The organism is Nocardia sp. NPDC051929 (assembly GCF_044548645.1).
GTDB lineage: Bacteria > Actinomycetota > Actinomycetes > Mycobacteriales > Mycobacteriaceae > Nocardia > Nocardia sichangensis.
This window is the reverse complement of record NZ_JBIUCG010000007.1, coordinates 18,992-43,764: the sequence shown is the minus strand read 5'-3', so window position 1 is coordinate 43,764 and position 24,773 is coordinate 18,992. Positions and strand designations below refer to the sequence as shown.

The following is a 24,773-nucleotide window of genomic DNA, read 5'->3' as shown; positions in this document are numbered from 1 at the left end:
TGGGTTCGGATGGGCTGAGTGGCTGGCGATCGCGGTCAGTCGGCGCCGACGGTCACCACGGAGATCGCGCGCGCGAGGGCCACGACGGCGTCGTGCCACAGCTCGGCGAGCCGGTCGACGTCCGCGACGGTGAACACCGCCTCGCTCCAGCGCAGCATGGTGACGAGCTGGGGCCCCTCGGTGGTGGTCCGCACCGCCGAGACGACGTCGAGCGCGTAGCGCAGCGGGAAGTCGGGCTCCGCCACGAGCGGAAGGCACTCGTGCAACGCCAGATCCGGGATCGGCGCCCACGGCCGTCCCGCACCGGCCAGGTCGAACCGGCCCAGGTAGTCGAAGAGCACCTGCGGCTGCGGCGCATCGACCAGTTCGGGGGTTCGCGTGAGGTAACGCAGCACGCCGAAGTCCACGCCGCCGTTCGGCTGTTCGGCCAGGTGTGCCGCGACGTGTTCGAGCAGTGCGGCGGCGCGAACCGGATCGGTCAGCGCGGTGGCCACATCCACGCTCTCGGCGCCCGCTCCGAGCCGGGCGGGCACGATGCTGGTGAACCAGCCCACGGTGTGCGCGCTGTCGACGTCGGCGCCGAGCACCGCGTCCTCTCTGCCGTGTCCTTCCAGCGCCAGATACGCGCCCGCCGTGGGGTCCTGACCGCGTTCCAGACGCCAGCTCGCCAGCGTCATCGTCAAAGCGGCGAGCAGGAACTCGCGGACTCCCGCCGCGCCGCCGCCGAGACTGTTCAGGATGGCCGCGCTCGTCTCGGCCGGGGTGGGCACGGGATGGACCCGGTAGGAAGCCCAGGTGTCGGCCCTGGGATCGGGCAGCCGCGCGCCCAGCACCGGGTCCGGCGCGGTGACCTGGCGCGTCCAGTAGGCGCGCTGAGCCGTGACCGCCTCGGCGCCCGCGCGTTCGCGCAGCAGCCGGGCCCACTGCCGGTAGCCGGTGTGCTCGACCGCCGGGACAGGCGTCCGTCCCGCGAGCACCTCGGCCCAATACGCGGCGAGGTCGGCGGAGATGACGTACCAGGAGACCGGGTCGACGGCCAGGTGGTGGATGGTGAGCAGCAGCACATCCGGAGCGCCGGACCTGGTGAACCACACCGCGCGCACCAGATCTCCGGTGGACGGGTCGATCTCGTCGGTGGCCGCACGGCCGTGTGCGGCCAGCGTCGCGTAGAAGTCGTCGCCTTCCTCGACCCGGGACAGGATGTCCTGCGCTCGGACGCTGCCCGGGCCGCGCGTGTGCAGGTCGTATCCCTCGGGTGTGGTGACGAAGCGGGCCCGCAGCATGTCGTGTCCGTCGAGCAACGCCTGCAGCACCGCCGTCAGGCCGCCCTGGTCGACGCCGTCGGGCAACTCGAGCAGATTGCTGAGCGTGAGTCTGCGGTAGCCCCCGTACTCGTGCATCCACGACACGATCGGGGTCGGGCCGACCGGCCCGTAGCCCTCCGAACTCGTCGCGCGTTCGCGACCGGCTTCCGCGCCGATCCGCGCGGCGAGTTCCCGGATCGTGGCGGCGCCGAGGACCGCCTTCGGGCTGATCGAGAGGCCGTCCCGCCGCAGCCGGTTCACCAGGGAGATCGCCACGATGCTGTCCATGCCGAGGCCGATCAGGTCGTCATCGATGCTCGGGACCGGACCGCCGGACAGTTCGGCGATCGCGGCGCACAGACGGTGCTCGGTGCCGGTGCGCGCCGTCTCCGCTCCCGGCCCGGCGGCCCGGTCCTCGGCGAGCATCGCGAGCCGTTTCGCATCGAGTTTTCCGTTGCTGGTCACCGGCAGCCGATCGACGACCACGATCCGGTTCGGCACCATGTAGCCGGGCAGCCGATCGGCCAGCGCGGCGCGCAGCCGCACCGCGTCGAGACCGTCGCCCACCGCGAACGCCGCCAGGCTCGGACCACCCGTACGGCGCACCACGACGACCGCCGCGGCCCGCACCCCGGGCAAGGCGAGCAGAGCTGTCTCGATATCGCCGATCTCGATCCGGTAGCCGCGAATCTTCACCTGATCGTCCGCCCGGCCGACGTAGGCGAGATCGCCCGAGGGCAAGCGGCGCACGAGATCGCCCGTGCGATACATCCTTTCACCGGCACGGTGTGGATCGGCGACGAATCGGCCCACGGTGGTTCCCGGCATACCGACGTAACCACGCGCCACCTGAGCGCCGGAGAGGTACAACTCGCCCACGACGCCGATCGGCACCTGGCGCAGCCGCGAATCCAGCACGTAGCCGGTCATTCCGGTGACCGGCGCCCCGATAGCCGGTTCGGCATCGCCATCGCGCACCGCCGCGACCACCGCCTCCACCGTCGTCTCGGTGGGGCCGTAGCAGTTGTGCACGGCGGTGCCGGGCAGGGCGCACAACTGTTTCCACAGCGGCACACCGATGGCCTCGCCGCCGAGCGCCAGCACGGACAGCGGCGTGACGCCCGCCTCGACCAGTCCGGCCGCTGCCAGCTGCGTGAACATCGACGGGGTCGTGTCGATCATGTCCAGTCCGTGCCGGACGATGCCGTCGACCAGGCGTCGCGCGTCGCGCATCTCCTCGGCGTCGAACAGGTGGATTGCATGTCCGTCGAGCAGTCCGATCAGCGGCTGCCAGGAGGCGTCGAAGCTGAGCGACCAGGCGTGCGCGATCCGCAACGGCCGCCCGAGCCGCGCCACCGCGGGCCGGTACACCCGGTCGCGGTGGTCGGCGAAGTACGCGGCCAGCGCGGCATGGGTGCCGACGACGCCTTTCGGTTCGCCGGTGGAGCCGGAGGTGAAGATCAGATAGGCGGCCTGGCCGGGGTGGCCGGGCGCGGGCGCGAGCACCGGAAGCCCGTCGGAGAGTCCGTTCACTACCAGCACTTCCGGGCGCTCGGCGATTTCGTCGAGCGCGGACAGTCCCGAGCCGTCGACCAGGATCGAGCGCGGACGGGACCGGCGCACGATCGATTCGATACGGGCCGCGGGCAGCGTGACATCCACGGGCACATACGCCGCACCGGTCGCCAGCACGGCGAGAATCGCCACGATCGACTGCGCCGAACGCGGCAGCGCCAAGGCGACGACCTCTTCCGGACCGGCCCCGTGTGCGACCAGCGCGCTCGCCAATCGCCCTGCGGCATCGAAGAGTTCGCGATAGGTGTAGCGATCGTTTTCGGTGCTGAGGGCGAGCGCGTCCGGCGTGGCGGCGACCTGGCGCGCGAACAGCTCCCACACGGTCACACCGCGCACGTCGGCGGCGATCGGCGCCGGTGGCGGCGCGGTCTCGCCCGGCAGCAGGACATCGAGCGCGTCGGGCCCCCGCTCGCCGATCGCGGGCAGTTGCCGCAGCACCGAGAGCAACCGCGCCCCTATGCCGGGTCCGGACAGGCCGCGCAGTGCCGCCTGCACCGCCTCGACCGTCAGCACCAGCTGCCCTTCGTACAGGAACGAGGTCACCGCGAGCGGATAGTGCGTCAAACTCTGCGAGGTCATCGGCCGCACCCGAACGCCGTCCGCCATGTCGATGGGGCGCAGGATGTCGGACATCGGCGCGTTCTCGAACACGAACAGGGTGTCGAACAGCGTGCCGGAGCCTACCGACCGCTGGATCGCCGACAGGCTGACGTAGGCGAGATCACGCATCGGAGCCGACTCGCGCTGCATTCGCCTGCAGTCCCGCACCACGTTCTCGGCCCCGACCGCCACCCGGACGGGGACGGTGTTGATGAACAGCCCGATCATGGTCTCGACCCCGGACAACTCGTCGGGCCGCCCCGAGACGGTGCTGCCGAAGACCACGTCACGCCGGTCGGTCAAACTGCCGAGGACAACGGCCCAGGCGTACTGCACGACGGTGTTAATCGTCAGGCCGTTCGACCGTGCCCACGCCGTCAACCGGCTGGTGTCGGCCGCGTCCAGGGTGACTGTGTCGATGCTGGGCACGATCGTGTTGACCGCCGAATCGCCACGGTCGGCGAGGATCAGCGGATCGAGATCGCCGAGGTATTCGCGCCAGGAGCGCAACGCGGTATCGCTGTCGCGGGCCGACAGCCAGCCGATGTAGTCCCGGTAGGGTCGGGGCACGGGCAGCGCCTCCGCCGCGCCGCCCGCCTGGTACAGGGCGAACAGTTCCCGGAAGAACACGCCGAGCGACCAGCCGTCCAGCAGGATGTGGTGCGCGGTCAGCACCAGGCGCCGAGTGCCGTCCGGCAATCTCAGCAGCAGCACGCGCAGCAGCGGGCCGCGGGTCAGGTCGAACGGCGACCGCGTCTCGGCCGTGATGACGGCGTCGAGGTCGCCCGGGTCGACTTCGCGTTCGGCCCAGGGCAACTCGGCAGCGGCGGGGACGATCTGCACCGGCCGCGGCAGGTCGCGGTCCCAGAACGACGCGCGCAGATTCGGATGCCGCCGCAGGATGGCCGCGACGCTGCGACGCAGCAATGCCACATCGACGGGACCGGCGATCTCGTACACGAACTGCAGTGCGTACAGATCGCCCTCGCCGGCCAGCCTGGCCAGCGAGAACAACCCCTCCTGCAACGGGCTCAACGCCAGTACGTCCTCGATCTCCGGCATGGTCGCCTGCGTGTTCTCCGGCATCGAGCGGCCTCCTGAGCCTGTGTTCTCGGGCATCATCAGCCTCGGTTCTCGGACATGAGCAGAACGACGTCCTCCAGGGATGCGCCGCCGAGGATCGCCGCGACCGGCAACTCGCGGCGCAACATCGTCTTCAGCCGCGCGCGCAGATCCACCGCCTGCAACGAATCGAACCCGAGCGCGACCAGCGGGACGGAGTCGTCGATGTGGTCGGGGCCGTCGAGAAGCATCACCTGCCCCAGTTCGCGCCGGATGATCTCTGCGACGCTCCGCGTGGCATCGGCTTCCGGCTCGACGGCGGCCGACTTCGGTGCGGACGGCTCGGACGGCGCGGCCGCGGACTCCGGGACCGCCGATGCGGGCGGGAAAACCCTCGCCAAGCCGACGATCTCGGCCGTATCCCGCAAGCGCTCCCAGTCCGCCGACAGCACCGCGCTGTTCCCGGTACGGTCGGCGAAACCCGCCGCGATGGCGGGCGCGGCGGGCATGGGTCGTAGACCAGCGCCGAGGATCCTGGCTTCCACGTCGGCGTGCTCCGCGCCGGGCAGACCCCACAGCCCCCATTGCACCGACACGCAATCCCTGCCCTGCGCCCGCAGTCGCACGGCGAGGCTGTCGAGCATGCGATTCGTGCCCGCGTACAGTGCCTGACCACGCCCGCCGAGGGTGGCCACGAACGAGGAGCACAACAGCACGGCGCAGTCGGCGGTCTGCGGCACCGCGCGCAGCACCTCGCCGAGCCCGAGCACCTTCGCGGCGGCCGCCTCGGTTACCGCCTCCGGTTCGAACCGCGCCCATGCGTACTGGACCGCGGCGTGCACGACCACGCTCACGGGGCGCTCGGCGAAGCGCCCCGCCAGTTCGGCGACCGCGTCGGCGTCGGTGATGTCACAGGCCACGACGTCGATTTCGGTGGAACCCGAGGCCCGGATCGCGCGCAGCCGCTCGGCGAGCACGCTCGTCTCCCCGGTGCGATTCACCAGGGTGACGCGCCGTGCGCCATCGCGGGCGAGCTGCGCGCAGAATTCCAGGCCGACGTACCCCGTGCCACCGAGAATGAGGACCTCGCGTAGATCCGGGGGCGCCGAAGTGCCCAGCAACTCGGCGCGAACGAGACGCTTGGCGTGCAATTTGCCGCCCCGCAGCGCGAGTTCCGGCTCGCCCGGCACGTGAACGGCCTCGAGGATCTTGTCCGCCAGCACCGTCGGATCCTGCTCGGCGGCATCCGGGGGCAAGTCCAGGTGCCGGAACGCGATGCCGAGATGGTCGAGGCCGAGACTGCGGTACGCGGCACTGACCGCCGAATGACCCAGGGAAGGCGCATCGTCCGGGGACACCGCCTCAGCACCGGTTGTCACCAGCCAGCATTCCGTGACACCGGAGACTTCCTTGGTCAAACTTTCTGCGGCTCGGGCGAACTCGGCGAGTTCGGCCACCGCGCCTTGCTCGTCCGTGGCCGGATTCGACGGAAGCAGCAGCACCATGGTGTCGGCCTCGGTCGCGGTGTCGGCGATCGCGGCACCGTGGCGCGCGGCCCGCGCGCACAGCGCCGCTGCCAGGTCGTCCGCGCCGTCGTGCTCGGCGAGCAGTACGGTGCGCGGCGCGGCCAGCTCGAACCGGGACAACCTGGTCCACTCCTCGCGCAACCGCGAGGGGGGCACGGCGACCGGGATCGGCGTCTCGGCATCCGATTGATACGGCGCCCACAGCCTCTTGGAGTTCATCACCGTGGCGGGAAAGTCACGCAGCGGCAGCGCCGGAGTGCGGTCGTCGGAGCCCGCGCGGAGCGCCTGCCAGTCGTAATGCAAATCGTGCACCGCGACTTCGGCAAGATTGCGGGTGAATTCACCCAACCCGTTCGCGGTGCGCAGCGATGTCCCCACGACCCGGAAGTCGCGGGCATCGCGCGCGACCGGGGACAGATTCTCCCGCAGCGCGGGCTGCAATGTCGGGTGCTCGGCGATCTCGACGAAGGTGTCCACGTCCGCGGTCGCCGCCGCCACGGCGCGATCGAAGCGCACCCGGTTGCGCAGGTTCCAGTACCAGTAGTCGTGGTGGGTCAACTCGGGAGTGATCGCCGCGCCGAGCGTCCCGCCGTAACAGGTGACGTCGCCGAGCGTGAAGGTCTTGCTGCTCAATTCGCCCAGCGACGATTGGAATTCGTCGCGCAATCGCGTCATCGCGGAGGTGTGCGACGGAAACGACATCTGGATCTGCTTGGCGAACAGGCCTTTCGCGGTGGCGGTCGCCACCAGCTCCGCGATCGCGGCCTCGTCACCGGAGACACCGGTCAACTCGGGTGAGTTGACCAAAGAGACCTCCGCCCAGCCCGTATTGCGGGCCAGCAGCGCCTCGCATTCGTCGCGCCCCGCGCCGAGCACGGCCACCGCGTAGCCGTCCGAAAGATCGCGCTCCAGAAGCTGGGCCCGGTGCGTGACGATCGACACGGCATCGCGCAGCGTCAGCACACCGGCAACCACGCAGGCCGCGAGTTCACCCTGGCTGTGACCGATGGTCGCGGTGGGGCGCACGCCCGCCGCCTGCCACATGGCGGCCAAGCCGATCAGGTGGAACATTCTGGCCGGTTGCACTTCCCACAGTGTCTCGCCGAACTCGGCGCAGGCACCGAGCAGATAGTGCACCGGCCGTGCATGGCCGTACCGCTCCTCGTGCACCGCCGCGCACTCGTCGACGGCGGCCCGGTAGGCCGGGGAGAAGTCGTAGTACGGCTTGCCCATACCCGCGTGCTGGCTGCCTTGTCCCGGAAAGACGAAGCCGACGCGACGTGCCGCGACGGCGCCGCCGGACGTCACCACCGCCGGGTGCGCGGAACCCGCCGCGATCGACCGCAACGCATCCGTCAACTCCTGGCGCGTGACGACCATGGCCAGGGCGCGATACCTGCGGGCGATCCTGGTGCGGAAGAGCTGGCTCGCCAGTCGATCCGGGTCCACCCGAGGGTGGTCCCGCACGTAGGCCAGTATCGCCGCGGCCTCCGCACGCAAGCCTTCGGCGCTGTCCGAGGAGAGCAGGACGGGGACGGCGCCGTCCGGCAGCAGATACTCAGACAACGCTGTCCTCCTCCAGGACGGGCATCCCGACGACCGCGTGCGCGTTGGTCCCCGCGACTCCGAATGCCGACACCGCTCCGTAGCGAATGCCGTCGATCGGCTCCCACGGAACGAATTTCGTGGCCAGCCGCAGACTGGTGGCTTCCCAGTCGACCGCCTCGGTCGGGTGTTCTGCCCAGAGACTCGGCGCGACGTGCCCGTGCGCGCCGCACAGCAGCATCTTGATCAGGCCGAGCATGCCCGCCGCCGCCTGCGTGTGACCGATATTCGACTTGACCGATCCCAGCAGCGCGCCCCGGACACGCTCCGGCGCGCCGTACGTCCGGATGAGAGCGGACAGTTCGATGGGATCGCCCACCGCCGTGCCGGTGCCGTGCCCCTCGACCAGCCCGATCTGCTCCGGGTCGACGCGGGCCGCGCGGAGCGCGGCGCGAATCAGCCGCTCCTGCGCGTCGGCGCTGGGCACGGCCAACGGGCCGCTCTTGCCGTTGTGGTTGACCCGGGAGCCGAGCAGCCGAGCGTAGATCCGATGACCGAGCCGGCGCGCTCGCGACTCGCGCTCCAGCACCACCACTCCCGCGCCCTCGCCCCACAGGGTCCCGGTGGTGCCCGCGGAATACGCGCGGCAGTGGCCGTCGGTCGAAAGCGCGTTGTTCTTCGCGAACTCGACGAACATGCCGGGTGAGCCCATCACGCACACGCCACCTGCCAGGGCCCAGTCGCACTCGCCCGCGCGGACGGCCGCCGCGGCTTGGTGGAGGGCGGTCAAGCCTGCCGCGCAGGAGGTGTCCACACTGATCGAAGGCCCGATCAGACCCAGACTGTGCGAGATACGGCCGGATACCGCGCCGAGGGTGGTGCCGGTCATTCGATAACCGCTGTGCTCGCTGACGCTCGCCATGCGCGGGCCGTACTCCAGCGGCGTGACGCCCATCCAGCACCCCGCTTCGGCGCCGTCGACGGCGCCGGGATTGAGCCCGGCATCCTCGACCGCCCGCCATGCGACGCGCATCGCCACCCGCTGCTGCGGATCCATCGCGACGGCTTCGCGCGGCGTTATCCCGAAAAAGGCCGCATCGAATTCCGTTGCTTCGGAGAGAAATCCGCCCGCGTCGCGTACGTCGCTCCAGCCCTCGTTGCGACCGAGGGTGAGCAACTGTTCGATCGGCCACTCCCGATCCCGTGGCAATGGGCCGATGAGTTCCCTGGATTCGGCCAGCGCCGTCCAGAATTCGCGTGGACTGTTTGTTCCGCCGGGGGCCTCGACCCCGATTCCGACGACGACGATATGGTCTTCGTCCCCCGAAGCCGATCCTGACATGGTGAACCTAACTGGAAAGAGCGGACTGTCCTGCGTCAGCGGCGGCGGAGGCAAGCAATTCCGCGACGCCGTCGATGTGGTCGTACAAATAGAAGTGCCCGCCGTCGAAGAGCGTGACCGAGCCGCCCCGAGTGCTGTGCGCGATCCAGGGACGCAGTTCGGCGACGGTGACGAAGTCGTCGTCGGCGCCGCCGATCACCTCGATCCGCGCGCCGATCCGCACGTCCGGGTCGCACGTGTAGGCGTCGAACGCGCGATAGTCGGCCTGCAGGACGGGCAACGTCATTCGCATGATGTCGCGATCGGCCAAAACGTCCGCGCCCGTTCCGTTCAGCGCGACGAGCCGGTCGAGCAGCGCCTCCTCCTCGGTCGGCAGCGGCTCGCTGTCGGCCACCAATGCCGGCGCCACCGCGCTGGAGGCGCCGAGCAGCGCTACCGGCACACCGGCGGCCTCGGCCTGACGGACGAATTCGAAGGCCACCATCGCGCCGACGCTGTGGCCGAACACCGTGATGGGAATGCCTCGGTGATAAGGCGATTCGAGGAATTCCGCAAGGGCGCCCGCCGCGAGTTCGACGAGACTGTCCGGCATGGGTTCGGCGGCTCGGTCCTGGCGTCCCGGATATTGCACGAGCACGACGTCGAAATCGGCACTGAGCCGCTTGGACATGGCGCGATAGGTGGAGGCGCCACTGCCGGCATGGGGAAACAACACCAGGGGCGGCAGCGTTTCCGTGACGGGTTTGTGAAACTTCCGAATCCACCCGGGTTTTCTCGACATCCAACAGCTCCTACACATCACGCGGTGTGGGCGCCCGCGCGCCGTCCTTTCCGAACGACCGGGCCTCGCCGACCACGCGAGGTTAGCATAGGATAACCTTACATTCATCCAGCGGAGCCACTACCGAACGGAGCTCGACGACCGATGAACCCCACCCGGACGCCTCATGTCATCGCGCGCGAGCTGACCGATATCCCCGACGAGCTGCGGGCCGTGCCCGCTCCGCCGCAACCGGCTCTGCCCGCCCCGTTCGACATCCGGACGGCCGACGCGGACGGTGCGGACGCGGAGCTGCTCACCGAGTGGATGAACCGGCCGCATCTGATCGAGACGTGGGAACAGCCGTGGCCCGTCGAACTGCGCAGGCAGAATCTGCGCGCGCAGCTGGACGGAAGCTATTCCCGCCCATACATCGTCGGGTACGACTTCACCGGCACCGACCGGCCGGAACTGGGCCGTCGCGACATCGCCTACCTGGAGTTGTATCGCCCCGCCAAAGACGAGATCGCCCGGATCTACCACGCCGACCCCTATGACGTGGCCTTCCACCTCGCCACCGCCGACCCGGAGGTGATCGGGCGCGGCATCATGTTCGCCTTCGTCAGCGGCCTGCTGCCCGGAATCTTCGCGGCGGAACCGAACTGCCGTCGCATCCTGATCGAACCGGATCACCGCAATGTCGCGGTGCGGCGCATGACCGAGCGGTTCGGCGTGCCCAGTCTCGGCGACTTCGACATCCGGCCGGATCGCCGGATCACGCTCTACTACCTGCCGCGCACGCCCGCGGACGTCCCGACGGTGCGGCGCTGAGGCTCGGTCCGCGCCCCTGGCCACGACCTCGAGGGCGGGGGCGCTCACCCGAAGGCCCGCGCGACGGTGCCCGTCAACGGCACACCGGACCGTCGCGTCGCCGGTTGCAGTACCCGATCGGAAAGCTCGCCGAGGCAACTGAGATTCGGAAAACCAGGCCCCTGCGCGACCGCGGCGAGATTGGGCAGATACAGCTTGGTCTCCATCCCGGAGACCGCGAGGTCGTAGCCGATCGACACTTCGATCCGCTCCTGGGACGGCCTGCCGCCGACCGCCAGTTCCAGCAGGTCGGCCGCGTCCTGATCGAAGAGGTCCAGGAACCACAGCGGCTGTCCGCCGGTGGCATCGATGACCAGGTCGAAAGTGTGCGATTGGTCCGCGCGCCGCTCGTTGCGCAAAGTCAGCGCCACGCCGTCGCCTTGATCGACCACCCGTACGGCACGGCCCTGCAGGTGATGCACCCGGCTGTCGCCGAGCAGGCTCTCCTGCACCCGCACCGAGAAGACGCCGCGGTCGGTTCGGCGGATGACGTCACGCCGCTCCTGGACAGTGAGTCCCGCCCACTTGACCGGGTCGCTGAACAGCGAGTTCTCGAAATAACTTTCGCCGCGGGTGTAGATCGTGGCCATCGGCGAGATCACCGAAATGGACAACATGCCGTGGCGCACCAGCTCGTCCAAGGCCGAGCCCGCGGTCTCACCGCCGCCGATAACGGCGACCCGGGAGGAGACCGGCAGACTGCGCCGCCCGGCCAGATCCCAGAATTGAGCGATATTCAGCACGCGCGGATGGTCGGCGAGCGCCTTGGTGCTCGCACCGGGACCGGTGATCATCAGCCCGGCCGCGTCCAACAGGATCGCACCACCGTCGGGATCGGTCGCGGTGACGCGCCAGCCGTCGGCGGTCGCGCCGATGGAACGCACTGTGCCGGAGACCAGTTCGAGATCGATCCGGCGAGCCACCCACTGCAGGTACTTGGCCCAGACGTGATGGGCCGGGTTCGGACGGCCCCGATCGATCCACTCCGCATAGGTGCCCTGCTCGATCAGGAAGGACGTCCAGCTGTAGGCCATCATGGCCGCGTTGATTTCCTGATTGCGCCCGCGCGCCCAGGTCGAGTGGTAAGGGAAGCCCACGTCCTTCTCCGGGCTGGTGCCCAATCGATGCCTGCCGTCGGTCCAACCGCCACTCGGCAGCCAGTTGCCGCCGACCGCGTGCGCCTCGACGACGATCACCCGGGGCGCAGGAAGGTCGAGCGTGCGCAGCACATGCGCTTTCGTCGCCACCGCAAGGGCTTTCGGACCAGCTCCGATGACCAGAAGCGTTTCCACCGGTTCTCCACTCTCTCCGACATCCCGCGGCTTCTCGCCGGGTGCGCGGGCCTGCCGCCGCGCCGACAACCAGAACCCGTGCGGATCATGTTTGCATAGGCTTACCTTATATTGCACACTCGTACCCGACTAGAGCGGTGACACTCACACCCTCGAAAGATTGGATGAACGAATGACCAAGACCCCGAACAAGACACTCGCCCGACTCGCCGCTACGGCGGTCGTGGTCAGCGCCGCATTCGCCGGCGTAGTCGGGACGGTCACGCCCGCCGTCGCGGCGCCCTTGGTCGCACCCTTGCACTCCCAGGCCCCCGGCGCCGGCGAGCTGACCGCAAAACTTCGCGTGGCGATCAACACCGGCGCAGCGCGCAGCACGCGAGCGGCGGAGCTGGAATCCGGCGATGCGGGCGTCGCCACGATGGACAAGATCGCGGGCCTGCTGGCGGTCTCCCCGCCGAGCCTGCGCTACAACGTGATCAACCCCTCCGCGTCGGGCGACCGGATCGACGCCCAGCTCCTGATCACCACCGAGGGCTACCCGGACTTCACCTACGACGTCTCCTGGAAGCAGATCGACGGCTACTGGAAGCTGACACGCCAGGCGGAGTGCAGCCTCGCTTCGGCGCTCGCGCTGTCCTGCTGACCCAAAACCCCTCGCGCCCGGGCCCTCCGGACACGGTCGCCGTCGAATGTCGCGTGGTGCGTACCCACCGCGCGACATTCGACTTTCGTTAGGCTAACCTTAGTTCATGGGCAAAGGTTTGAACGGTCTGATGGTCAAGGCGTGGGGCGGCAACGACTACCGGCTGACCGTCACCTCGACCGAATACGTCACGGACAAATACGTGCGACTCGGCTTCTCCGCGGGCGGTCTGCTCGCCGATCATCCGGTACACCCCACGCAGTGGATCCGTGGCTGGTTCCCTGACGGCGACAGCGGCAAGCTGCAACAGCGCGGCTACACCCTGGTCGACCCCGACCCGGACGGCGACCGTTTCTCGATCGAGTTCGCGCTCCACGACGGGCCCGCCGCCCGATGGGCGCAGAACGCCTCGGTCGGTGACGAACTCGACGCGTCGGTGCTCGGCTCGAACTTCCAGCTGCCGGAATCCGCGCCCGGCGAATACCTCATCTTCGGCGACACCGCCTCACTGCCCGCGATCAACTCGCTGTTCGACGCCATCGGCGACACCCCGGCACGGGTCTGGCTGGAATGGCAGTACGAATCCGACACCACGATTCCGCTGCGCAACAAGCCGCACCACCAAGTGACCTGGGTGCAACGGATCGATGACGGCAGATTGCTGCGGGAAGCGGCCCAAGAACTCACCTGCCCGGCCGACGCCTTCGCCTGGGTCGCCTGCGATGGGCACACCACCCGCTCGATCGTGAAGAGCTTCAAGGCGATTCACAACCTGCCCAAGACCGCGATCAAATCGCAGGCCTACTGGAAGTAGGTCTTTCACTGCTCCCACGCCGCACCCGTATTCGCGCGGTGCGGCGTTTCCGGTATCGACAACGTCCCGATCGAAAACGGCGACTACAGCCGATTCGTCGGCTCCCGCTTCCGGCGGGACCGAGGTCATCGCCCGCGCCTGGCCGAACCACTCGCACGAACGGATCACCGTGGGCGCCGGTTGTTCTCGGCGTCCACGGTGACCGGCTCGACGTGCGAGCCGCTAGGTGGCGACCGGCTCCAGATGCCAGCCCGACGCGCGAGATCGCTCGTTCCAGAACGCGGCGTATCGGCCGTTCAGCGCGAGCAGTTCGGCGTGCGTGCCGCGCTCCACGATCCGCCCGCCGTCCACGAACAGGATCTGATCGGCGTGGGCGATGGTGGCCAGCCGGTGCGCGACCACGATCACCGTCTTGTCCTTGGTGATCTCGTGCATCCCGCGCACCACGACCGCTTCACTGTGCGGATCGAGCGCGCTGGTCACCTCGTCGAGCAGCACGATCGGCGCGTCCTTCAGCAATGCCCTGGCGATCGAGACCCGCTGCCGCTCACCGCCGGACAGCGCCGCGCCGCCCTCACCGACCCGAGTGTCGAAACCGTCCGGGAGCCGGTCGACGATCTCGTCGACGCGCGCCGCGGCCGCCGCGCGACGCACCTCGTCGTCACCGGCATCCGGCCTGCCGATCCGGATGTTGTCCGCGACCGACTGGTCGAACAGGTAGACGTTCTGGAAGACCAGCGACAACTGACTCAGCAGCGTCGCCGACGGCTGATCGCGCACGTCGTGCCCGCCCACCACGACCCGGCCCGAATCCGCGTCGTAGAACCGCGCGGCCAGCCGCAGCAATGTCGTCTTACCCGCACCGCTCGGCCCGACGATGGCCGTCGTGGTGCCCGCGGGCACGCTGAACGTCACGCCCGACAGCACCGGCTCACCGGGACGGTATCCGAAACTCACGTCGTCGAAGACCACCGACGGCGCTTGCGGGGTGACGGCCGTTTCCGCCTCAGGGAGCACCGGTTCGTCGAGCAGCTCGCTGATCCGGTCCGCGGCCGCACCCGCCGAACGCAGCGCGGTGCCCAGCTGCGCGGCTTGGTTGAGCGGTTCGATGAATCGCGAGCTCACCGCGATCAGCGCGATCGCGGCGGCGGCCGAGATGGCGCCGTCGGTCACCCGCGCCACCGCGACGTACACCAGAACCAGGAACACGGCCTGCACGAACAGCGCGAACAGGATCAGGCCCGGCACGCTGGCGAACACCATGCGCGATCCGGCCGAGCGCTGCCCGGCCAACGCCGCGTCGAGCGCGCGGTTGCCCGATCCCACCGCGCCGAACGCCCGCAGCACCGGCTGCGCCTGGGCGAATTCGATGACGCGCGAATCGGCTTCGGCCGCCGCCGCGTGCATCCGCTGGTCCGCGCTGGTGTACGCGCGATCGGCCAGCCGGTTCACCAGGTAGAGCACTGGCGCGGCGAGCAGCATCGCCAGCGCGATACGCCAGTCGACCGCCAGCATGCCGACCGCGACCGCGAGCGGCACGATGACGCCGCTGAAGATCCTGGCCAGCAGATAGGCGACCAAGCCTTGCAGCTCCCGCACGTTGTCGACCATGACCCGCCCGAGCGGCCCGGCGTCATGGGTCTCGAACCAGCCGAGCGGCAGTGCGTTCAGGTGGTCGCCGAGCCGGGTCTGCAATCCGCGCTGCATGCCGATGCCGACGCGCAGGCCGATCGCCGCCTGCAGGTAGCCGAAAACCACCACGCCCGCGACGGCGGCGAACATGCCGAGCGCCCAGAGCCACGCGCGGCCGAGGTCGTCGTCGAAAAGCGCCGTAAGCACCGGCACCAGCAGCAGGTACGCCACGGCCTGGCTGAGGGCCTGCGCGACTATGGCGGCGAACAGTTTCGGTGTCAGATGGGCGAATTCGCCCGGAACCAGCTCCAGCACCTTGCGAATCATCGGACACCCTCCACACTGTCGACGAGCGCCAGATCGCCGAGCGCCGCCTCGTTGATCTCCCATAGCCGCTGGTAGGCGCCGCCCGCGGTGACGAGACTCGCGTGATCACCCTGCTCGACCAGTCGTCCCCGCTCGAGCACCAGGATTCGATCCACCGAGGTGATGGTGTGCAACCGGTGCGCGATGACCAGGACCGTGCGCCCCGCGACCAGTACGGCCAGCGCGTCCTGCACGGCCGCTTCGGATTCCGGGTCCGCGAAGGCGGTCGCTTCGTCGAGCACGAGGACCGGGGTGTCCGCGAGCAGGGCGCGCGCTATCGAGAGCCGTTGCGCCTCGCCGCCGGAGAGCGTCGCGTCGATGCCGAGTTCCGAGTCGTAACCACGCGGCAGCGCCATGATGCGATCGTGGATCTGCGCGGCGCGGGCGGCCCGCTCGACCGCGGCGTCGTCGGCGTCGGGCCGGGCCAGGCGCAGGTTCTCCCTGATACTGCCGCGGATCAGCCGCACATCCTGGAAGACGAACCCGACGGTGCGGTAGAGCTCGTCGCTCGGAAAGTCACGGATGTCGCGGTCGCCGATGGTGATCCGGCCCGAACCCACGTCGTAGAACCGCGGCAGCAATTTGGCCAGTGTCGATTTGCCCGATCCGCTCGGGCCCACCAGGGCCGTGATCGTGCCGGGGGCGAGCTCGAGATCGATACCTCGCAGCACGTCGTGGCCGGCACGATAGCCGAAGTCGACACCTTCGAATCGGACCAGACCGGCGGGCGCGGATTCGGCTTCCGCCACGGCGGAGGTCGGCGCACTGCCACTCAATTCGGGAGTCCGTTGCAGGTCGTGCAGGCGTTGCGCCGCCACCGCGGCGGCCCGCAGCGCCTGCGCGCCATAGCCGAGACTCAGCAATGAACTGCCCAGGCCGAGGCCGACCAGCAGGAACGGCAGCACGTCCAGCGGCTCCACCCAGTCCAGGCCCACCGCGGCCAGTCCCGCGACGACCACCACCAGCATCACGAACACCGGGGTGACGACGATGTCGGAGGCCGCCTGCACCTTGATGATCGGCGTCTTCAGCCGGTCCACGCTGCGGGCTTGGTGTTCGACGGCGTCCTGGAAGACGCTGTGCGCCTTGCCCGCCTGACCGAACGCGCGCACCACCTGAATCCCGTCGACGAACTCGATGGCGGCTTGCTTGGTGGCCTGCTCGGAGCGGGTGTAGACCACGAAGCGGTCCCGTCCGTCCCGGTCCATCATCCGGCTGTAGAGCACGGCGTACGCCAGGACCGGCACCAGCAGCACCAAGGCCAGCCGCCATTCGACGGTGAGCAGATAGCCGAACGTGATCAGCGGAACGGTGACGGCGCCGACGAACTCCAGGCGGGCGTGCGCCACCAGGTAGTGCAATGCCTCCACATCGTCCTGGAGATACTTCTTCACCTCGCCGGAGGTCCGCTCGCCGAACCAGCCCAGCGGCACCCGGGTCAGCTTGGCCGCCAGCGCCCGGCGCACGGCGAGCTGATATCCGGCGTCGACCAGGTGCGTCCAGGTCAACGCCGCGGCCTGGAGCAGCGCGCGGACCACCAGGACCAGCACCGCGATCGTCAGCTGACGCCACACCCGGTCGGTGTCCACCTGATCCTGGAGCAGTTCGCGGCAGGCCGCCACGATCAGCACGAAGGGCACGACCGCGCACGCCGACGCGACGGCCATGACGATGCTCGCGACGGTCAACGGGCCGCGCACGGGCGCGAGGATCTCCTTGCGCGCCTGGGCCTCCTGCTGCTTGCGTTCTTTCAGCACCGCCCTCGGCGGCCGGTTCCCCGTCTGCGCCGCAGGCAGCGGCGCGACCTCTACCGTCATCTGACCTCGTCTCTCGCGGCATCCATCACCGGAATCGCCTCATCCTCACACAGAAGCGCCCAGCAAGAAAGGTTAGCCTAAGTTATCTTTGCCCTCCCGGCGCCGAGGGAGCTTCGCGGGCGGTCCATCGACCCGCGAGTACGGAGGCGGTCGTCCGGCACGGCACGGGTCGCCCGCTTCGCCGCCGAGACCACGCGTCCTGGGCGGTCCCCGCCTACCGGCCGTTGTCTTTCGTGACTTATTTCGTCCATGTGCGAAAACTGCTGCGAACTCGCTGTTTTCGAACTGGCGACGCGCTCGGGAAGCCTCCGTGAACGAACCCGCATCCCGGTCCGATAGCCCGCGTGCATCGCTAACTTCGAATGCGAGCGAAACCGCCGCACCCGCAGGAGGATCGAATATGTTTGGCACGGAGATGTTTTCGGTTCTGTCGAATTGCGCCAGGGATCCCGGCGAACTCACCGCGGGCCAAGCGCACCACGCCATGCAAGTGCACCTGGATTGCAGCGTCGAAATATGCCGGGTCCGGCGGCGCGCCCGCAGGACATTGGTCGAAGCCCGGCTGATGGTGCTGGACGAACGGGCTACGCCGTGACAGGAGCACCGGTCTCGTGGCTCCCGCCGCGACGACGCGGAATCGTCACGGCGGCCGGGGTGTTGTCCTTGCCATGACCGCAACGGCATCCGATCGTTCCGCCACCCCTGTCGTCGACACCGAGACCGAATTCGGCGCCAAAGTCGCCGAACGCCTGAACCGCGAGTCCATCCTCTGGCTGACCACCGTCGGGCCCACCGGAACACCGCAGCCCAACCCCGTCTGGTTCCAGTGGCGCGACGGCGAGTTCCTGATCTTCAGCAAGCCAGGCCAACCGAAGGTGCGCAACATCCAGCGCAATCCCCGGGTCGCGCTGAACCTCAACAGCACCGCGTCCGGCGGCGACGTGGTGGTACTCACCGGCACGGCGCGGGTGGTCGAGCAACGGCCCGGTTCGACGGAGATCGACGCCTTCACCACGAAGTACGCCGACGGCCTTCGCTCGATCGGCCTGACCGACGAGCAGTTCTACGCCGAGTACTCCGTCGTGCTGCGCATCACGCCCGACCGGCTGCGCGGATTCTGAACCCGATGCAGTTCGCGCCGCCGCCGCCCACCGCCGCGTGGCGTCATCGCACCGCCCGCGAGGGGTTCGAGGTGGCGTATTTCCGGGTCACCGAGCAGGGCGTGCTGATCGACGGCTGCACGACAGCGGTCGAGGACGGCACGGCCTGGGTGGTGGACTACCGGATCGCGCTGGACACCGAATGGCGCACGCGCCGGGCCCAGGTGGCCGTGCGCAAACCAGGCGGCTGGAACACGCTGGTGCTGGAGTCCGACGGCGCGGGGTCCTGGCTGCTGGACGGCATGCCCGCGCCCCTGCTCGACGGCTGTCTGGACGTGGACCTGGAGTCCTCCGCGCTGACCAACGCGCTCCCCGTGCACCGGTCCGCGCAAGAGATCGGCGACGGCGCGGACGCGCCCGCTGCCTACGTGTACGCCTCCGGCGCCGCGGTGGCCCGGTTGGAGCAGCGCTACGTCCGCGTCGCCGACGGCTCGCACGGACCGCGGTTCCAGTACTCCGCCCCAGAGTTCGACTTCGCCTGCACGCTGGACTACGACAAGTCGGGCTTGGTGCTCGATTACCCGGGCATCGCGATCCGCGCCCACTGAACCCGCGACCTCGGACGTCAGGCCTGCGGTCGGGCGTACCTCCGCCTTCGCTCCGGCCATGCGCGGGCTGAGGACGGACTACGTCCGGCTGCACCTATTAGGCGTACCTCCGCCTTCGCTCCGGCCATGCGCGGGCTGAGGACGGACTACGTCCGGCTGCACCTATTAGGCGTACCTCCGCCTTCGCTCCGGCCGTGCGCGGGCTGAGGACGGACTCCGTCCGACTGTACCTATTAGGGTCGGTATCGATGAGAAGGCGGCAACAACCGCCGTTGCCGAAACGGCACGGCTTGGACCCGGCCCGGTTGCGACTACCGGAGCAGGGGCATTGGGCGACCATCCGGGACCATCTGGTGGAGCGCCTGCCCCGGGTCTCCCCGGCGCGCATCGATGAACTGCTGCACGCGGGCGGCATCGTCGACCTGGACGGGCCGATCGCTCCGGACGCACCGTTCGTGCCCGGCGGCGCGGTCTGGTTCCATCGCGATCTGCCCGAGGAGACGGTGGTGCCGTTCGACATCCCCGTCGTGCATCGCGACGACGACCTGCTGGTGGTGGACAAACCGCACTTCCTGGCCACGATCCCGCGCGGTCAGCACATCCTGCAGACCGCGCTGGTGCGGCTGCGCCGAGAGCTGGACCTCCCCGATCTGGTCCCGGCGCATCGGCTCGACCGCGTCACGGCGGGCCTGGTGCTTTTCGTGATCAACCCGGCTCGCCGCGGCGCGTACCAGACCATGTTCCACAAGCGCACCGTGCGCAAAGAGTACGAGGCGATCGCCCCGTTCGATCCCGGCCTCACGCTGCCCCGCGTGGTGCGCAGCCGGATCGTCAAGGAGAAGCAGGTGCTCGCGGCCCAGGAGGTCCCGGGCGAACCCAACGCGGAAACCGAGATCGAACTGCTCGAGCACCGCGACGGCCTCGGCCGCTACCGGCTGCGCCCGCACACCGGCCGGACCCACCAGTTGCGCCTGCATATGAACAGCCTCGGCGTCCCCATCCTCGGCGACGACTTCTACCCGGTGCTCACCGACAAGCCGGTCGACGACTTCACCAGGCCGCTGCAACTGCTGGCCGCCGCACTCGAGTTCACCGATCCGGTCACCCACGAGCCGCGCCGTTTCGAGACCAGCCGCACGCTGCAGGCCTGGACCGACCCGCACGGGTGGGCCGGCTGACACCGCGGTCAGCGCCCGCATCGAGCAGCGTCGCCACGACACGATCACCCGGCCGAGCGCCGCGCCATGCCTTCGCACACGGTTCCGCGACACCCGCCTCGCCTTCCGTACACACGGCGGGGGCCCCGTTCGACCCCGACGGCGGCGAAAAGTGATCGATCCGGCAATAAAGCCCGCATCCGTGGTGAACGTGTTCTCGTTCCGTAGACTCGGTCGAGATGTCTGAGCCGGACCTAGCAGCACCGACCCGCCCACGCCACAAAGTGCACGCCTACGTCGACGTCGCCGTGGTGGTGATCGTCCTGGCGGGCACCAATCTCATCGCACATTTCACCACCGCGTGGGCGAGCATCGTGACGGTGCCGGTCTCGGCGCTCGCGCTGCTCGCACTGGTCCGCAGGCGTGGTCTCGGCTGGTCGGAACTGGGCCTTTCGCCCCGGCACTGGCGGCGCGGTTCGCTCTACGCGCTCGGCGCGGTGGCGTTGGTCCTCGCGGTCGTCGGGATCGGGGCGGCACTACCGCTCACGCGGCCGTTCTTCCTGGCCGAACGCTATGCGACCATCTCCGGCGCGTTGATCGCCTCCATGATCGTCATCCCGTTGCAGACCGTGATCCCCGAGGAACTGGCCTTCCGTGGCGTGCTGCACGGCACACTCGACCGCGCGTACGGTGCGCGCGGCGTCTTCGCGGCGGGCTCCCTGCTGTTCGGCCTCTGGCACATCGCGTCGTCCCTCGGTCTCACCTCCGGCAATCGCGGCTTGAGCGCATTCGTCGGCGGCGGCGTGACCGGCCAGATCGTCGGCATCCTGCTCGCCGTTCTCGCGACGGCCGCGGCGGGCGTGGTGTTCACCTGGCTGCGCCACCGCAGCGGCAGCCTGCTCGCCCCGATAGCCCTGCACTGGTCGGTCAACGGCGCGGGAGCCCTGGCCGCCGCCATCGTCTGGCACACCACGCTCAGTTGACACTGCCGGAGAAAGATCCGACTGGGCCGAGAGTTCGGCCAGGAATCTTTCTTCAGAAACCCAGGCAGTCGAGAACTTCGGCCGCAGCGCGATAGCCGGATCGGACGGCACCGTCCATATAGCCGTTCCACACATCGGATGTCTCCGCGCCTGCCCAGTGGATGCGGCCGACCGGTTCGGACAGCGCCGCTCCGAACTGTGTCCAGACACCGGCGCCCAATCGGCCGCCATAACAGCCGCGGGTGTATTCCTCCGCCATCCAATTCTGTTCGACGTAGTCGCTCGGTTCCGCGGCCTCCGGACCGAACAGCTTGGTCAGAGTCGCCACGGCGACGGTCCGGCGTTCATCCGGGCTCCAGCGCGCCGCGCTCCGAGCGTGAGCGCCTTCGAAGAAGCCGACCAGCACGCCGCACACTCCGTCGGGCGGGGAGTTGTCGAGGGTGACGCTGAGCGCGTCATCAAGGCTGAAGGCGAACCCGTTGAGACCCGAGTTCCGCCAGAACGGCGTGGGATAGGCGACCTGCACCTTGATGACCGACCCCATCGGAATCTGCTGAGTGAGTCCGTCGCGGGCAGCGGGTAAGGCCGGCTGGTAGTGCAGCCGACCCGCCAAGGTGGGCGGGATAGCCACGATCGCGTGCCCGGCGGTGAGCGTGCCGCCTGCTTGGGTCACGCTCACGCCTTCTTCATCGTGGGTGATCGAGCGCACCGGGGCGTTGAGCGTGACGACATCGTCGCCGAGTTCGGCGGCCAGCCGTTCGGAGATCTGATGGGTGCCGCCGACGACGCGCATCTCTTGTGCGCCACCGGTGACGCCCACGAGGATGTCGAGCATGCCCGCGGACTTGATATAGAACAGGAAGTGCAGCAGCGACATCTCCGAGGGCTCAGCGGAGAAGAGCGCGGGCACGACCGCGGCCCAGAACGCCAGTGCTTCGGGATTCTCCGTGTTCGCGCGCAGCCACTCGTCGACGGTCCGGCGATCGAGCTCGGCGGCGCGCGGTGACGTCCAGGGCGAGGACAGCGAAACGGTTTCGGCGATCGCTTCGAGTTCGGCCTGCAGGCGGCCCACTTCCCCGGCGGCCTCCTCGGACAAGCCGAAGGTGACGTCGCCGTAGCGTGTGACGGTGCCGTTGTAGAGCGTCACCGACTCACCGTCGTCGTAGGTCGGAACCGTCTTCAGGCCGAACTCGTCGACCAGTTTCAGGACCTCGGTCTGCGTGCGGCCGATCCATTGCCCGCCCATCTCCACGGGAATCCCGCTCGACAGCAGGCCCCCGAGATTGCGCCCAGCCACGCGGTCTCGCGCCTCGAGCACCCGCACACTGCGCCCGGCGGCTTTGAGCGTCCTGGCCGCGGTCAAGCCGGCGAGACCGGCGCCTACCACCACAACATCGACATCGGTCATGTCCCATTCCTTACACAAAATTCGGTCGGTTGTACGACTGTAAGATAGGTCACGCCAGTGCGGTGTGCAACAGTTGCTCGAAGTTCGTCTGCCAGCGGAGCGAGGAGAACCCGTGGTTTACGTCAAGGCGTCCGAACGCGAGGAGCAGATCGTTGCGGCGGCTATCACCGTGCTCAGCGACGTCGGCGTGCCCGCCACCACGCTGCGCGCGGTCGCCGCCGAGGCCGGCGTTCCGCTCGGCACGCTGCATTACGTGTTCCCGACCAAGGACCAGCTGCTGCGCTCGGTCATCACCACGCTCATCCGCGACATCTCCGCAGTGTTGCGAGCAGAACTCGAGCTCGACAAAGGCGTCGAGCACGCCCTGCGTCACGGCGTGACCAGTTTCTGGGAGAAGCTGGTCGACAGTCGGATCGGGCTGCAGATCATGCAGTACGAGCTGATGACCTACTCCCTGCGCAGCGAGGCCGGGGGCAACTTGGCCCAGCTGCAATACGAGCGCTACAGCTCGGTCGTCACCGAGTTCTGCGAACAGGCCGCCCAGGCCGCGGGAGAACGATGCGCCGTCGGTTTCGACACCCTCGGACGCCTTGCGCTCGCCCAGATCGACGGGCTCATCCTGCAGTACGTCGCGAAGCCCGACGTCGGCCGAGCTCGGCGAGACCTCGGCCAGGCACTGGACATGCTCGTCCTGTTCGCCGACCCGCAACCGGTCGCCCGTAGCGCGCCACGGCGGCGAAGCCCCGCACACATCGACCGCGAGTAGCCCTCCCCACCCGCCGATCGACTGCCTATTGCGCCATGGAGCGCCTTCGCCTTAACGTAATTCGTACGGTTGTCCGACTTAGTTCGATTATCTTGTTGGGGTCGCGAGGAGAAGCCCCCGCCGGTTCGGTCGCGACGGACCCGTGAAGCAGGCACCGGCACATCCACCCGGGATCGCCGAGCCGCAGGTCGTGTTTCCTCGCTCGGCCCACGATTCGCCCTCTGGAGTGAGACGAAATGATCCAGCTGAAACCCGACGACCGGCCCGACGGTCAAGACTCGCCGCGAGCGGTCACGGTCGCCGTGATAGGCGCAGGCATGGCCGGGCTCATCGCAGCGCGCGAGCTGCACTGCCGCGGCATCGACGTCATCGTGCTCGAATCCGCCGCGCGGCCGGGCGGGCGGGTCATGGCCGAGACCACCGCGCTCGGCTCGCGAGTCGACCTCGGCGGTCAATGGATCGGTCACGGGCACCGCCGCTTCGAGACGTTGGCCGCCGAACTCGGTGCGACCGTGTTCGCGATGCGCACGCCCGAACGGCCTCGGATCGTCGACGGTGACAAGACCGTCGCGAACTCGAGGATCGCCGGCGCAGTCCTGCTGGCATGCGAGGTCGTCGCTCGACTCGGCGCACCCCGGACATGGAAGACGCAGAGCGTGCGATCGTGGCTGCGCCGCGTGCCCGGCCGCCGAGGGCGTCGGCTGCTGGAAGTACTCGTCTCGGTGTCCACCACTGCCGACCTCGATCGCTACTCTGTGCACGCCTTCCTCGAGATGATCCGTTACCAGGGCGGGCTCACGGCGATGCTCTCCACGAAGGGCGGTGCGCAGGAGAGCCTGGTCGTCGAAGGGGCCGGGACGCTGATCGAACGGCTGGCCGCCGCGCTCCATGACAGAGTGGTGTTGAACAGCGCCGTCACCGCGTTACACCGCGACGAGACCGGTGTCACGATCCACTCGTCCTCTGGGACATACCGCGCGACGAAAGTGATCGTGACAGTCCCGCCACCGATGGCAGCGGGCATCGAACATCACCCCGCGCTCCCCGCCGCGCGAACCCGCCTACAGGACAACACCTACATGGGCTCGGTGTACAAAGCGATCGCGGTCTATGACCGTCCGTTCTGGCGCGACCGCACCCACGCCGAATTGATGGTGCTCACCGATCCCGGCATGGCGGTATTCGATACCTCACCCCCCGGCGGCCCCGGCCACCTATGCATTCTCATCGCCGGCCCCGAGGCCCGTGAACTCGACAGTCTCGCCGCCGACGCCCGCCGCGCAACAGTGCTGGGACCACTCGCTACGCACCTCGGCTCCGAGATCCTCGCTCCCCGAAGTTGGCACGAGAAGTCGTGGCACCAGGACCGGCATGTCGGTGGCGGCTACTCGGCTCTGCCCAGTATCGGACACGACGAGGGATATTTTCCGGCCTCCGCGGAACGAATGGGCAACATCCATTGGGCGGGAACAGAGACCGCCTGCGAGCACGCCGGTTACATCGAGGGCGCCATCGAGTCCGGCGAACGCGCCGCACAGGAGGTCATCGAGATTCTCTGTGACGACGGGTTGTCGAATTCCGCAGGCGGAACCGAACCCTGATT

General features: G+C 68.8%; 18 protein-coding genes. 10 read left to right on the top strand and 8 right to left on the bottom strand.

Annotated features, from left to right (window positions below; translation table 11 throughout):
- Positions 1–35 precede the first annotated feature (35 nt).
- From ACIHAX_RS10775 to ACIHAX_RS10760, 4 genes are read right to left on the bottom strand one after another with little or no spacing between them, the layout of a single operon-like run.
- Entirely contained in the window at positions 36–4,565 is a 4,530-nt protein-coding gene (locus tag ACIHAX_RS10775) for an amino acid adenylation domain-containing protein (protein ID WP_397277035.1), read from the bottom strand.
- 35 nt (positions 4,566–4,600) lie between these two features.
- Positions 4,601–7,633: a nocobactin polyketide synthase NbtC gene (gene nbtC / locus ACIHAX_RS10770; protein WP_397277033.1), complete on the bottom strand. Its 3,033-nt coding sequence runs from the start codon at positions 7,631–7,633 to the stop codon at positions 4,601–4,603.
- The gene (locus ACIHAX_RS10765) at positions 7,626–8,954 is read right to left on the bottom strand and encodes a polyketide synthase (protein ID WP_397277031.1); all 1,329 of its coding nucleotides are present in this window, start codon (positions 8,952–8,954) and stop codon (positions 7,626–7,628) included. Before ACIHAX_RS10765 ends, nbtC begins: the two co-directional genes overlap by 8 nt.
- A 7-nt stretch (positions 8,955–8,961) precedes the next feature.
- Complete coding sequence (locus ACIHAX_RS10760) at positions 8,962–9,735, bottom strand: alpha/beta fold hydrolase (RefSeq protein WP_356964834.1); 774 nt, start codon at positions 9,733–9,735, stop codon at positions 8,962–8,964.
- Between the two features lie 144 nt (positions 9,736–9,879).
- Between ACIHAX_RS10760 and ACIHAX_RS10755 the strand changes: the two genes are divergently transcribed.
- Entirely contained in the window at positions 9,880–10,545 is a 666-nt protein-coding gene (locus ACIHAX_RS10755) for a GNAT family N-acetyltransferase (RefSeq protein ID WP_355076069.1), read from the top strand.
- 44 nt (positions 10,546–10,589) lie between these two features.
- Here ACIHAX_RS10755 and ACIHAX_RS10750 read toward each other — a convergent pair whose 3' ends face one another.
- On the bottom strand, positions 10,590–11,876 hold the full coding sequence (locus tag ACIHAX_RS10750) for a SidA/IucD/PvdA family monooxygenase (protein WP_397277028.1): 1,287 nt from the start codon (positions 11,874–11,876) through the stop codon (positions 10,590–10,592).
- 172 nt (positions 11,877–12,048) lie between these two features.
- On the opposite strand from ACIHAX_RS10750, the gene ACIHAX_RS10745 reads away from it, so the two are divergent.
- A complete protein-coding gene (locus ACIHAX_RS10745) occupies positions 12,049–12,519 on the top strand; it encodes a hypothetical protein (protein ID WP_364430710.1) in 471 nt (156 codons plus the stop codon).
- A gap of 106 nt (positions 12,520–12,625) precedes the next feature.
- Positions 12,626–13,333, top strand: coding sequence for a siderophore-interacting protein (locus tag ACIHAX_RS10740; protein ID WP_364430707.1), 708 nt, complete (start codon positions 12,626–12,628; stop codon positions 13,331–13,333).
- A 222-nt stretch (positions 13,334–13,555) separates the two neighbouring features.
- On the opposite strand, the gene ACIHAX_RS10735 is transcribed toward ACIHAX_RS10740, so the two are convergent.
- Both ACIHAX_RS10735 and ACIHAX_RS10730 read right to left on the bottom strand, forming a co-directional pair.
- Positions 13,556–15,292 (bottom strand): ABC transporter ATP-binding protein, encoded by a 1,737-nt coding sequence (locus tag ACIHAX_RS10735; protein WP_356964841.1) that lies wholly within the window; start codon positions 15,290–15,292, stop codon positions 13,556–13,558.
- A complete protein-coding gene (locus ACIHAX_RS10730; RefSeq protein ID WP_397277025.1) occupies positions 15,289–17,148 on the bottom strand; it encodes an ABC transporter ATP-binding protein in 1,860 nt (619 codons plus the stop codon). Before ACIHAX_RS10730 ends, ACIHAX_RS10735 begins: the two co-directional genes overlap by 4 nt.
- A 400-nt stretch (positions 17,149–17,548) precedes the next feature.
- On the opposite strand from ACIHAX_RS10730, the gene ACIHAX_RS10725 reads away from it, so the two are divergent.
- The 5 genes from ACIHAX_RS10725 to ACIHAX_RS10705 all read left to right on the top strand — a co-directional run bounded on the left by ACIHAX_RS10725 (position 17,549) and on the right by ACIHAX_RS10705 (position 20,996).
- Positions 17,549–17,743, top strand: a complete 195-nt coding sequence (locus tag ACIHAX_RS10725; RefSeq protein WP_397277023.1) for a hypothetical protein — start codon at positions 17,549–17,551, stop codon at positions 17,741–17,743.
- Between the two features lie 73 nt (positions 17,744–17,816).
- Positions 17,817–18,269, top strand: coding sequence for a TIGR03667 family PPOX class F420-dependent oxidoreductase (locus tag ACIHAX_RS10720; RefSeq protein ID WP_364430699.1), 453 nt, complete (start codon positions 17,817–17,819; stop codon positions 18,267–18,269).
- Between the two features lie 5 nt (positions 18,270–18,274).
- Entirely contained in the window at positions 18,275–18,856 is a 582-nt protein-coding gene (locus tag ACIHAX_RS10715) for a putative glycolipid-binding domain-containing protein (RefSeq protein ID WP_364430696.1), read from the top strand.
- 248 nt (positions 18,857–19,104) lie between these two features.
- Positions 19,105–20,034, top strand: coding sequence for an RluA family pseudouridine synthase (locus ACIHAX_RS10710; protein ID WP_364430693.1), 930 nt, complete (start codon positions 19,105–19,107; stop codon positions 20,032–20,034).
- Positions 20,035–20,252: 218 nt separating this feature from the next.
- A complete protein-coding gene (locus ACIHAX_RS10705) occupies positions 20,253–20,996 on the top strand; it encodes a lysostaphin resistance A-like protein (RefSeq protein WP_397277019.1) in 744 nt (247 codons plus the stop codon).
- A gap of 52 nt (positions 20,997–21,048) precedes the next feature.
- On the opposite strand, the gene ACIHAX_RS10700 is transcribed toward ACIHAX_RS10705, so the two are convergent.
- Positions 21,049–22,404, bottom strand: coding sequence for a flavin monoamine oxidase family protein (locus ACIHAX_RS10700; RefSeq protein ID WP_397277017.1), 1,356 nt, complete (start codon positions 22,402–22,404; stop codon positions 21,049–21,051).
- A 112-nt stretch (positions 22,405–22,516) separates the two neighbouring features.
- On the opposite strand from ACIHAX_RS10700, the gene ACIHAX_RS10695 reads away from it, so the two are divergent.
- Complete coding sequence (locus ACIHAX_RS10695) at positions 22,517–23,170, top strand: TetR/AcrR family transcriptional regulator (protein WP_397277015.1); 654 nt, start codon at positions 22,517–22,519, stop codon at positions 23,168–23,170.
- Between the two features lie 236 nt (positions 23,171–23,406).
- Positions 23,407–24,771 carry a flavin monoamine oxidase family protein gene (locus ACIHAX_RS10690; protein ID WP_397277013.1) on the top strand — a complete coding sequence of 455 codons (1,365 nt, stop codon included), beginning with the start codon at positions 23,407–23,409 and terminating at the stop codon, positions 24,769–24,771.
- Positions 24,772–24,773 lie beyond the last annotated feature (2 nt).

Excerpts from the sequence above, each read along its gene's own strand:
- ACIHAX_RS10705 (WP_397277019.1), top strand. The coding sequence starts at position 20,253 with ATGTCTGAGCCGGACCTAGCAGCACCGACCCGCCCACGCCACAAAGTG.
- ACIHAX_RS10735 (WP_356964841.1), bottom strand. The coding sequence starts at position 15,292 with ATGATTCGCAAGGTGCTGGAGCTGGTTCCGGGCGAATTCGCCCATCTG.
- ACIHAX_RS10745 (WP_364430710.1), top strand. The coding sequence starts at position 12,049 with ATGACCAAGACCCCGAACAAGACACTCGCCCGACTCGCCGCTACGGCG.
- ACIHAX_RS10765 (WP_397277031.1), bottom strand. The coding sequence starts at position 8,954 with ATGTCAGGATCGGCTTCGGGGGACGAAGACCATATCGTCGTCGTCGGA.
- ACIHAX_RS10740 (WP_364430707.1), top strand. The coding sequence starts at position 12,626 with ATGGGCAAAGGTTTGAACGGTCTGATGGTCAAGGCGTGGGGCGGCAAC.
- ACIHAX_RS10715 (WP_364430696.1), top strand. The coding sequence starts at position 18,275 with ATGCAGTTCGCGCCGCCGCCGCCCACCGCCGCGTGGCGTCATCGCACC.
- ACIHAX_RS10720 (WP_364430699.1), top strand. The coding sequence starts at position 17,817 with ATGACCGCAACGGCATCCGATCGTTCCGCCACCCCTGTCGTCGACACC.
- ACIHAX_RS10755 (WP_355076069.1), top strand. The coding sequence starts at position 9,880 with ATGAACCCCACCCGGACGCCTCATGTCATCGCGCGCGAGCTGACCGAT.
- ACIHAX_RS10775 (WP_397277035.1), bottom strand. The coding sequence starts at position 4,565 with ATGCCGGAGAACACGCAGGCGACCATGCCGGAGATCGAGGACGTACTG.
- ACIHAX_RS10690 (WP_397277013.1), top strand. The coding sequence starts at position 23,407 with ATGATCCAGCTGAAACCCGACGACCGGCCCGACGGTCAAGACTCGCCG.
- ACIHAX_RS10700 (WP_397277017.1), bottom strand. The coding sequence starts at position 22,404 with ATGACCGATGTCGATGTTGTGGTGGTAGGCGCCGGTCTCGCCGGCTTG.
- ACIHAX_RS10730 (WP_397277025.1), bottom strand. The coding sequence starts at position 17,148 with ATGACGGTAGAGGTCGCGCCGCTGCCTGCGGCGCAGACGGGGAACCGG.
- ACIHAX_RS10710 (WP_364430693.1), top strand. The coding sequence starts at position 19,105 with ATGAGAAGGCGGCAACAACCGCCGTTGCCGAAACGGCACGGCTTGGAC.
- ACIHAX_RS10725 (WP_397277023.1), top strand. The coding sequence starts at position 17,549 with ATGTTTGGCACGGAGATGTTTTCGGTTCTGTCGAATTGCGCCAGGGAT.
- ACIHAX_RS10760 (WP_356964834.1), bottom strand. The coding sequence starts at position 9,735 with ATGTCGAGAAAACCCGGGTGGATTCGGAAGTTTCACAAACCCGTCACG.